Source organism: Streptomyces sp. NPDC051286, from assembly GCF_044455345.1.
Lineage (GTDB): Bacteria > Actinomycetota > Actinomycetes > Streptomycetales > Streptomycetaceae > Streptomyces.
The window spans coordinates 1-8,092 of the sequence record NZ_JBITER010000103.1; the positions used below are offsets into that span (position 1 = coordinate 1).

The 8,092-nt window shown below is 67.8% G+C and carries 6 protein-coding genes and 2 pseudogenes; 3 read left to right on the plus strand and 5 right to left on the minus strand.

Annotated elements, in window-relative coordinates; all coding sequences use genetic code 11:
* Positions 1-362: 362 nt before the first annotated feature.
* A complete protein-coding gene (locus tag ACIBB8_RS36955; RefSeq protein WP_398959700.1) occupies positions 363-665 on the plus strand; it encodes a hypothetical protein in 303 nt (100 codons plus the stop codon).
* Positions 666-921: 256 nt separating this feature from the next.
* Here the strand turns inward: ACIBB8_RS36955 and ACIBB8_RS36960 are convergent.
* Positions 922-1,609: pseudogene (locus ACIBB8_RS36960) on the minus strand (TniB family NTP-binding protein); the annotation flags it as partial.
* A gap of 509 nt (positions 1,610-2,118) precedes the next feature.
* Here ACIBB8_RS36960 and ACIBB8_RS36965 point away from each other — a divergent pair.
* Positions 2,119-3,564, plus strand: coding sequence for an NF041680 family putative transposase (locus ACIBB8_RS36965; RefSeq protein ID WP_398959702.1), 1,446 nt, complete (start codon positions 2,119-2,121; stop codon positions 3,562-3,564).
* Between the two features lie 198 nt (positions 3,565-3,762).
* On the opposite strand, the gene ACIBB8_RS36970 is transcribed toward ACIBB8_RS36965, so the two are convergent.
* From ACIBB8_RS36970 to ACIBB8_RS36980, 3 genes are all read right to left on the minus strand, one after another.
* A complete protein-coding gene (locus ACIBB8_RS36970) occupies positions 3,763-4,428 on the minus strand; it encodes a nitroreductase (protein WP_398959710.1) in 666 nt (221 codons plus the stop codon).
* A gap of 309 nt (positions 4,429-4,737) precedes the next feature.
* Complete coding sequence (locus ACIBB8_RS36975; protein WP_398959704.1) at positions 4,738-5,466, minus strand: SDR family oxidoreductase; 729 nt, start codon at positions 5,464-5,466, stop codon at positions 4,738-4,740.
* A 96-nt stretch (positions 5,467-5,562) separates the two neighbouring features.
* The gene (locus ACIBB8_RS36980; RefSeq protein ID WP_398959706.1) at positions 5,563-6,231 is read right to left on the minus strand and encodes a nitroreductase; all 669 of its coding nucleotides are present in this window, start codon (positions 6,229-6,231) and stop codon (positions 5,563-5,565) included.
* Between the two features lie 146 nt (positions 6,232-6,377).
* Between ACIBB8_RS36980 and ACIBB8_RS36985 the strand changes: the two are divergent.
* A pseudogene (locus ACIBB8_RS36985) lies at positions 6,378-7,027 on the plus strand (FMN-dependent NADH-azoreductase).
* Positions 7,028-7,412: 385 nt separating this feature from the next.
* Here ACIBB8_RS36985 and ACIBB8_RS36990 read toward each other — a convergent pair.
* Positions 7,413-7,898, minus strand: coding sequence for a MarR family winged helix-turn-helix transcriptional regulator (locus ACIBB8_RS36990; protein ID WP_398959708.1), 486 nt, complete (start codon positions 7,896-7,898; stop codon positions 7,413-7,415).
* Between the last annotated feature and the right edge of the window lie 194 nt (positions 7,899-8,092).

The window sequence follows — 8,092 nt, forward strand, 5'->3', positions numbered from 1 at the left end:
TCCCAGCATGCACATGCCGAACGGCTGGCCTGTACGACGGCCAATCCCACGAACGAGCGATCACGAACCAAGGGAAAAGGGACTTAACGCCCTCTAAAGGACTGGTGCGGATTTGTGCTGGTCAGTGACTTGCTGCGTGGTTGGTGGCTTTGTTCACGTTCAGCAGCAGCGTTTGTCCACGTCGTTGGGAGGCAGTGGGCGATCGGAGTGCCCGTGATTGTTCACGGGAAATGACGTCGGGGGATGTGGGCGGACGGACGCATCGGCAGGCATGGCTGATGCGTATGACGGCGGGGCGGCCTGCGCTGGCCGCAGGACCTCCGTGCTGTCGTGAGCGATGTGGTGGGATGGCGGTGCGATCCGTGGCCGTCGATTCGGGGGGGATCACCGTGGCATCTGAGTACTCATCGCTGGCGTATGCCTTGACCGAGGCCTTGGTCGACATGACGTGGTTCATCGACGGCGCGGACGACGAACAGATGGACCTCGATGACGCGGTGAAGGCCCTGGAGGGTGTGGCTGCGGTGCTGAAGCAGTTGTCGAGTGATCAACGGCGTGACCTGCTTGATGTGCTTGGAGAGATGGCCGAGGCGGAGACCGATTCCGCGCGGCGGGAGTTCCTTGAGGCATTTCCCCAGGACTTCGGGCTGGTCGATGAGTCGTGACGTCTGGACGACGGCCCCGCCGCCCGGAGGGCGGCGGGGCCGTCGCGGTAGGTAGCGGCAGGGATCAGCCGGCTTTGGCCGCCTGCTCGGCTCGGGCTCGGGTGCTGGCGAGGCGGTAGGAGTCGGTGCCGGTTAGTGGGGTGAGACGTCGGCCAGGTAGCCGGCGCGGGCGGGGATGAGGACGTCCCACACCCGGCCGCAGAGGGCAGCGAACTCCTCGCCAACTGGCGAGTCCATGGTCTTCTTCACGTCCGCATCATGCCGGTGTGGCCGGTCGGCGGGTGCGGGGGCGGCTGTGTTCTTCGGCGAGGTGGTCGAGCTGGATGGCTTCGAGTGTTTTCTTGGTGATGCGTTCGGTGCAGTCGCAGATGGCGGTGATGGCGGCTTGGCGGATGAGGCGGGCGAGGCTTCCGATGCGGCCGGCGGTGCGCTGGTGGAGGTAGGGGGTGTGGCGGGGGAGGGTGCCGGGTGTGTGCTGTTGGAGGTCGAGGGCGTTTTCGATGTCGGTGATGACATCGGTGAACGGTTGGCGGGTGCCGTGGCGGGCTGGGAGGAGGCCGCAGTCGACGAGCGTGGCCCGTCCGGCGAGTTGGGCGCCGCGGGTGCCGGTGAACAGGGCTGTGTCGGTGACGTTGATGCCGGCGTAGACGAAGGTCGCGGGCAGGCGTTCGGTGAGGTCTTTGATCAGGTCGGCGGTTTGGGCGCCGGTGGTGGTGCGGGGGGTTGAGGCGGTGGATTTCGTCGATGAGGACGAGTTGGACGCCGGCGGCGGTGTAGGTGTGGCAGACGGCGTCGGTGATCTGGGTCTGGGTCATGCGGATGTTTGTGGGGATGCCGAGGTAGCGGGCGAACTCGGTGATGAGGGTTTTCGCGGTGGCGCCGGGTGGGACGAGGACGTACGCGACGGGTACGGCGGTGTGGGCTGATCCGGGCGGGTTGTTGTGGGGCTGGTCAGCAGTTGTTTGTGGGGAGGAGTGTCGCTGTCGCGAGGTGAGAGGCGGATGGGTGGGATCGCTGTCGTGGGGCGTTATCTCATGGCGGGTGATGCTGTCTCAGGTTCGAGAGTTCCTATCCGGTGAGGTGGGCTCGGAGCCGGTCGTCTACGAGTCCACCTGGCGCGATGCCGCCTGGCTTCCCAGCGGGCTGTTGCGCCGCCTCGGCCTCCTGTGCACGGTCGCCGTCCTTCGAACGGACTTTGTACGCAATCCGTACGGACTTCGTGCGCGATCCGTCTGAAGCGTTTCCGTCTACCAGCGCACACCGAGTCCTGGTGGAGGTGTGGTGGGTGGGTCCGGACAGTTCCTCGATGTCCGGGCCCACCAGGTCAGCTTGACGTTTAACGTCGCAGGTCACCCGACCTGCTGATCTGCGGTTCTTTCCGGGACAGCGGGGGCGGCCGTTCTCCACGCTTCGAGATGTCGAGTCACGAAGTACAAGAGAACGGCCGCTGTGTATGAGTCTGTCTATCGATGCGCCTGCAGGCGAGGCGTTGGACGTGTTGTCCCGCTTTCGGGTCGAGTTCTACGAATGCCTCTACGCCCGCGCGGACGTGCTCTTCGAGCTCACCGACGCGGTGTTGTGCGCGGACGGGCCGGTGAAGACGCTGGTCGAGTTGTCGCTGGCGGTCGAGCATCGACGTGGGCACGGCGCCCTGTACGCAGCCTTGGACCGGGGCTGGCTGGAGCCGATGCGCTTGCGCCGGACCCTGGCCGGCCTGCCGCTGCCAAGGGCGGCCGACGGGCGGATCGTGCTGGCCGTGGACGTGTCCAACTGGTTGCGCCCGGACGCCCCCACCAGCGACGAGAGACTGTTCTGCCACGTCTATGGACGCGGTGACCGCAAGACGGACCAGCTGGTTCCCGGATGGCCGTACTCTTTCGTCGGCGCGCTGGAGTCCGGCCGCACATCCTGGGTCGCGCTGCTGGACGCCGTGCGTCTGGGCCCAGCCGACGATGCGACCGCCGTCACCGCCGCCCAACTACGCGATGTCATCGGGCGGTTGACACAAGCCGGGCATTGGCAGCCGGGCGACCTGGAGATCCTGATCGTGATGGACTCCGGATACGACGTTGCCTACCTCTCCCACGTCCTGGCCGACTTGCCGGTCGTGCTGGTCGGGCGCCTGCGCTCGGACCGCGTCATGCTCCGCGACCCGGGCCCGACCCGTTCCGGCCCGAAGGGCGGGCGGCCCCGCCGGCACGGCGGCGTCCTCACCTTCGCCAAGCCCGACAGCTGGCACGAGCCCGACGCCACCACGGTCACGGACACCACCCGCTACGGCAAGGCCGAGGCGATCGCCTGGGACCAGATGCACCCAAGGCTCACCCACCGCGGCCCCTGGCTGGAGCACGCCAAAGAGGAACTGCCCGTCCTGCACGGCACGTTGATCCGTCTCAAGGTCGAGCGCCTGCCAGGCGACCGTGACCCGAAACCGGTCTGGCTGTGGTGCTCCGCCACCGCCGCCACCAGCGCTCAGGTGGACCTGTGGTGGCAGTCCTACCTCCGCAGATTCGATCTTGAGCACACCTTCCGGCTGATGAAGCAGACGCTCGGGTGGACCGCCCCGCAGGTCCGCCACGCCGACACCGCCGACCTGTGGACCTGGCTCGTCATCGCCGCTCACACCCAGCTCCGCCTTGCCCGCCCCCTCGCCGAAGACCTCCGCCGCCCCTGGGAACGCCGCACCGAACCCCGCCGCCTCACCCCCGCCCGCGTCCGCCGCGGGTTTCGCAACCTCCGACCGACCGCGGCCTGCCCGGCAGCCGCACCGAAACCTTCCCGCCCCGGCCCCGGACGGCCGCCCGGCTCGAAGAACAGACACCGCGCCAAGCGCCACGACGTCGGCAAGACCGTCAAACGCGCCGAAACCATCAAGGAGCACGAAGCCCGCCGAGGATAAACGTCAAGGTCAGAGCACGTTCGTTGTGAGGTGCGACCCACATCGTGACGACTCGTGCTCCGCCATCCGCTCACGCAGAAGGGCCCGCTGACCAGCTGGACGTCAGGGAGTATGAGCTCGCGCTCAAGTCGGGAAACCGGCGTCGCCGCCGACCAGGATGGCGTCCCGGCCGATCGTGATCGTCACGCAGTCGTGAATCTACTCCTCGACGAACGTGACGGTCTCGTCGAGCGGTGCCCGGCCCGTACGGGCGTAACCCACCGTTGCGTCCTCGAACCCGATCGACATGCCACAGAAGAGGATGAGCTCGTCGGGTGGTGACAGGATCTCCGCGACCGTCTTGCGATACACCGACCATGCCATCTGCGGGCAACTGTGCAGCCCTTCGGCGCGGAGCAGCAACATGACGGTCTGCAGATACATGCCGACGTCGGACCATTGAGGCTGGCCCATGTCGCGGTCGATGTAGCAGAACAGGGCGGCGGGTGCACCGAAGCAGTCCCAGTTCGCGGCGGCGGCCCTCTGGCGCGCCTCCCAGTCCTCGCGCGCAATACCGAGTGCGCTGTAGCGCTCATGGCCGAAGGCGGATCGGCGCTCATGGTACGGAGACTTCAGTGCGGGCGGGTACATCTCGTACTCCCGCTCGTCCCAGGGGTCGGCTGCCGCCACGCGCTCGCCGGCGCGCCTCTTGAGCTCGGCCAGCGGCCTACCGGTCACCACGTAGGCGCGCCACGGCTGGAGGTTTGATCCGGACGGCGCCCAGGCCGCGGCGGACAGCACCCGCTCCAGCACCCGCCTCGGGACGGGCCGGTCGGTGAACCCGCGCACCGCCCGTCGGCTCGTGACCGCCTCATAGACATCCAAGATCATCTGCCTCCCTCATCTGCTCCACCTGTCCGCTCAGTGACAATCCGGGACCGCTGGGGCACCGGCGCATCCAGCGGCTATGCCAGCGGTCGACTGTCGCGACGCCCTCGGGCCCGTCCCACCCCGAGAGCCGTGGCCCGTCTAGCCCGGCGGGACGAGAGTGGGTGCATGCGAGTCCCCCGCTCTCCGCCTGACCGGGGACCGGGGACCGCAGCCGGATACCCATCCGACTCAAGCTGCCACGGCCCGGCGGGCGCATCGAAAGGACTGCCGGGCTGGGACAGGACGCGCAGGAGGCGGGGGATGTCAGGAGAGCCAGTCGGCGTAGTGGGTAGGGGCGAGGTGGGCGTCCTTGTCGGTGAGGACGTCACCTTTGACGGCGGCGAACATGCCGGCGGTGGGGTCGGTGACGACGGTACGGTTGTCGCCCTTGTGGGACAGCGTGATCCGGCCCAGCTCGTCCAGGGGGAAGATCTCGGGGCCGGCGATGTTGTGCTTGCCGTTCAGCGGGGTGCCCGCGGCGACCTTCGCCACCGCGTCGGCCACGTCCTTGGAGGCGATCGGCTGGATCGGCGTGGCGGGCAGCCGGACGGTGTCTTTGTCGGCGGTCCAGGACATGACGGCGTCCATGAACTCCATGAACTGCGTCGCCCGGACGATCGAGTAGGGGATCGGCCCGGCCGCGAGGATGTTCTCCTGGAGCGCCTTGGCCCGGTAGTAGTCCAGCTCCGGTACCTGGTCCGTGCCGACGATCGAGAGGATGACGAAGTGGCCGACGCCGCCCTTGTGAGCCGCGGCCAGGAGGTTTTCCATCGAGGTCTGGAAGAAGGCCGGGGAGGCTTCGTCGAAGGTCGGGGAGTTCGTCAGGTTGACGACGACATCGGCTCCCGCCACCGCCTCGTCCAGCCCCTGGCCGCTGATGACGTCGACTCCGGTGGACTGCGAGTGTGGTACCGCCTCGTGCCCGGCGGCGTTCAGTTTCTTGACGACCTGCGACCCGATCAGCCCGGTACCGCCGATGACTGCGAATTTCATGACACACCCTTCGCTACATTTTGCGTGCAATATGGCATATGAACAGCCATGGACGCAGCATGAAACGGCTCGTTGATCGACCAATGAGGGACGGCGTCAGAGGCCGTCGACGAACGTGACCGTCTCGTCGAGCGGCGCCCGGCCTGTACGGGCGTCACCCGCTGTGACGTCTTCGAACCCGATCGACATGCCGCAGAAGAGGATGAGTCCGTCCGGGGATGACAGGACCTCCGCGACGGTCTTGTGGTACTTCGCCCAGGCCATCTGCGTGCAGCTGTGCAGCTCTTCGGCGCGGAGCAGCAGCATGACGGTCTGCAGATACATGCCGACGTCGGCCCATTGGGGTGAACCCATGTCTTTGTCGATGTAGCAGAACAGGGCGGCGGGTGCGCCGAAGCAGTCCCAGTTCGCGGCAGCGGCCCGCTGGCGCGCCTCCAGGTCCTCGCGCGCGATGCCGAGTGCACCGTAGCGCTGCTCGCCGAAGGCGGATCGGCGCTCGCGGTACGGAGCCTTCAGTTCGGGCGGATACATCTCGTACTCTGGCGCGTCCCAGGGGTCGCCCGAGGCCAGGCGCTCGCCGGCCCGTTTCTTGAGTTCGGCCAGCGGTGCGCCGGTCAGCACGTAGGTGTGCCACGGCTGGATGTTCGATCCGGACGGCGCCCAGGCCGCGGCGGACAGCACGCGCTCCAGCGTCTTCTTCGGGACAGGTTGGTCGGTGAATCGGCGCACCGCTCGTCGGCTCGTGACCGCCTCGTAGACGTCCATGATCACCCGCCTCCATCTCTCGCCGGGTTCACCTTCATCACACTTACAACGGTATCACTCGATACCATATCGTGTGCAACTATCGTCGAGCATGAATCCCCAGCCCCTGGCTCCCCGCCTCGGGCGCCGTTCCTTGAGGAAAACCCATGGCCACGCTGCTGCACATCGACTCGTCCGTGTTCCCGGGCGAGGCGTCCTCGTCCCGTTCGGTCACGGCCGCCTTCCGCAAGACCTGGGAGGAACAGCACCCGGAGGGCACGATGATCTACCGCGACCTGGCCGCCGCCCCTGTCCCGCACATCACCGCCGCCGCATGGTCCGCCGGTTACGCCGCCCCTGCCGAGCGCGCCCCGGAGCAGTCCGCCGCGTTCGCCGCGCGCGTGAAGCTCATCGAGGAACTGGAGGAGGCGGACGCCGTCCTGATCGGCGCCGCCATGTACAACTTCTCAATCCCGTCGACCCTCAAGGCGTGGCTGGACAGCGTGCTCCTGCTCGGCCGCACCGCGGGCGAGACACCCTCAGCCCAGGGCACCCCGGTGATCGTCGTCGCCAGCCGCGGCGGCTCCTGCGCGCCGGGCACCCCGCGCGAGGGCTACGAGTTCGTGCAGAACTATCTGGAGGCCGTCCTCAAGGGAACCCTCGGCCTGGACCTCGACTTCATCGTCCCGGAACTCACCATGGCCCCCCGCAACCCGGCCATGTCAGAACTGGTCCCTCTCTACGAGGCCCCCGCAACCGCGCCTTCGAGGACGCGACCGCCAAGGCGAAGGAACTCGCAGAGCGTCTTGCTGCGTAACCCTCACGGTCGGCGGATGCCGTGTGACGCCTCGCCCACGACGTCACACGGCATTCTCGGGGCCTGCGCCCTCTCCGAGGGCGCCCGTGGCGCCTCTATACCTGGGTCAGGCAGCCCGGCGCCGAGGGCGGCCAGGTGTTCGCCCTGTCGGCGAGACGCCCATCGATACGACGGTGATGCCGGGCCCGAGCAGCCACCGGCCAGACATGCGGCACGGCTGCCGTGCGGACGACTCGACCCGTCGGGCAACGAAGCCCTGACCAGCCGCCCGCCGGTAGGCGGGCGCGTAGCGACGACGGCCGCAGCTCTCAATGCGGAGGTTCACTGCGGAAACCGCACGAGACGAAGCGCGCCGACGCGGCGGGCAACCGGTGCGCGGGCGGGCTTACGCCTCGTCGTCTGCGGGATTGGCAAGCCGGGTGAGCAGGGCCGTCAGCTGCTCGGTGTCGCCGGGCTCCAGTTCGGCGACCAGCCGCTCGGCCAGCGGCCCCGCAGCCACATGGGCCGCGTCGAATAGTTCGAGTCCCTGAGGTGTGATCTCCACTGCTCGTACCCGCCGGTCCCCCGGAACGGCTTTGCGTACGGCCAGGCCCTTCCGCTCCAGGTCGTCCACGACCCGCATGATTCCCGCCTTGTCCGACCCCGTCGCTGCCGCCAGGTCCCGCTGCACCGTAGGCCCGTGGTTGACCAGCTCGATCAGCACAGCGAAGTGCCGCAACTCCACGCCGAGCGGACGGAGCGCCTCCCCCATCACCGCGGCCGCGCGCCAGTGCGCCCGGCGCAGCAGCAAGCCGAGAGCGAAAGGCGAGGCATCCCCGGGGCGGTCAGTCGCACGCGAGGCGGTGGTTTGGTAAGGAACGTCGGCGGCCATGTACTTAGACTACTTCATCCGATACGGTATCGTTTGAAACTAAATCGAGGGACAAGGTAAAAGCGCTGGCTGCGGAAGCAGGCCGTCGGCCGCGAAACCGGCGTTGATGCCCCTATGGATGTCAAGCAACGACTCCCGCGGGGCTTGGGTGGTTGGCTGGGGTGCTCGTGGGGACGATGAGCCGGTAGATCTCT

Coding starts and splice junctions, on each gene's coding strand:
- ACIBB8_RS36965 (WP_398959702.1), top strand. CDS start 2,119: ATGAGTCTGTCTATCGATGCGCCTGCAGGCGAGGCGTTGGACGTGTTG.
- ACIBB8_RS36975 (WP_398959704.1), bottom strand. CDS start 5,466: ATGAAATTCGCAGTCATCGGCGGTACCGGGCTGATCGGGTCGCAGGTC.
- ACIBB8_RS36980 (WP_398959706.1), bottom strand. CDS start 6,231: ATGGACGTCTACGAGGCGGTCACGAGCCGACGAGCGGTGCGCCGATTC.
- ACIBB8_RS36990 (WP_398959708.1), bottom strand. CDS start 7,898: ATGGCCGCCGACGTTCCTTACCAAACCACCGCCTCGCGTGCGACTGAC.